We start from the raw sequence: 1,145 nt of genomic DNA, 5'->3' as shown, positions 1-1,145 counted from the left end.
CATCCTGGCCGGGTTTGTGGGATCCCTGCTGGCGGGATCGGCACAGAAGCTGGGGGCACAGGCACAGCAGGGCCTAACTCAAGCCCAACTGGAGCAGGCTCAATATGTGCGCAGTTGTGGCAGTTGCCACGTGGCGTTGCCCGCCCAAGTGTTGCCCACCGAAACCTGGCGACGGCTGCTACAGGATCCCAGCCACTATGGCCAGCAGATCCAGCCCCTGAGCGGCGTGGCTTTGCAACTGGCCTGGGGTTATTTGCGGCCCAACTCCCGCCCTCTGCGACAAGGAGAACAGGTGCCCTACCGCCTGGCCGATTCTCGCTATTTCCGCGCCTTGCACCTGCAAGTGGAGTTTCCCACTCCTGTGCGGGTCAGTGGCTGCGTGGATTGTCACCCCAAAGTCAATGCGGGAGATTTTGCCAGTCTCTCGCCCCAATGGCAATCTTGAGGGGGCACAAGTGAACCTGGACGCCATTCTGGCCGGATACGCCCAAGGCTACTTCCTGATGGCCGACGAAGAGACGGGATCCCTAGCTTGGTACGGCACCGACCGGCACGCCGTGATCCCGCTCGACGAGCGATTCCACTGCCCCCGTTCGTTGCGGCCTTTGGTGCGCAGCGGTCGTTTCCAGGTGCGGATCAACGACGCTTTTGAGCAGGTGGTAGAAGGCTGTGCCGCTCGTACCCACACCTGGATCAGCCGTGAGCTGAAGCAGATCTACGCAGCTCTGCGCCGGGCCGGCTTTGCCCATAGCTTTGAAACCTGGCAGGGAGACACCCTAGCAGGCGGGATCCTGGGCATTGCCCTGGGGGCAGCGTTCATCGGCGAGTCCATGTTCTACCGCAGGCCCAACGGCTCGAAGGTGGCCCTGGTGAAGCTGGTGGAACACCTGCGGGAGCGGGGATTTCGCCTGTTCGACGCTCAGTTGATGAACCCGCACCTAGCCCGTTTTGGCGCCTTTCTCATGGATGGCCAAGACTACCTGAAGCTGTTGCAGCAGTGCCTGGAGATCCCTTGTCGGTTTGATTGAACCTGGAATTCCAAACACTGCAGCGGCTCCCGGTAGAAATGAACCACCAGATGGACATTGTTGTAGGGTTAAGAAGAGCTTTTTACTGCCGTTGAGATTGCCATGAGCCAAAAGCTG

General features: G+C 60.3%; 2 protein-coding genes. Both read left to right on the top strand.

From position 1 onward, the window contains the following. Window position 1 precedes the first annotated feature (1 nt). Window positions 2-445: a hypothetical protein gene (locus NW857_RS13105; protein WP_414369230.1), complete on the top strand. Its 444-nt coding sequence runs from the start codon at window positions 2-4 to the stop codon at window positions 443-445. Next, the gene (gene aat / locus NW857_RS13100; RefSeq protein WP_414334863.1) at window positions 414-1,028 is read left to right on the top strand and encodes a leucyl/phenylalanyl-tRNA--protein transferase; all 615 of its coding nucleotides are present in this window, start codon (window positions 414-416) and stop codon (window positions 1,026-1,028) included. Before NW857_RS13105 ends, aat begins: the two co-directional genes overlap by 32 nt. Window positions 1,029-1,145 lie beyond the last annotated feature (117 nt).

It is taken from the genome of Synechococcus sp. H55.9 (assembly GCF_047462355.1).
Lineage (GTDB): Bacteria > Cyanobacteriota > Cyanobacteriia > Thermostichales > Thermostichaceae > Thermostichus.
The sequence above is the reverse complement of the archived record's forward strand: the minus strand, read 5'-3'. Positions and strand labels throughout refer to the sequence as shown.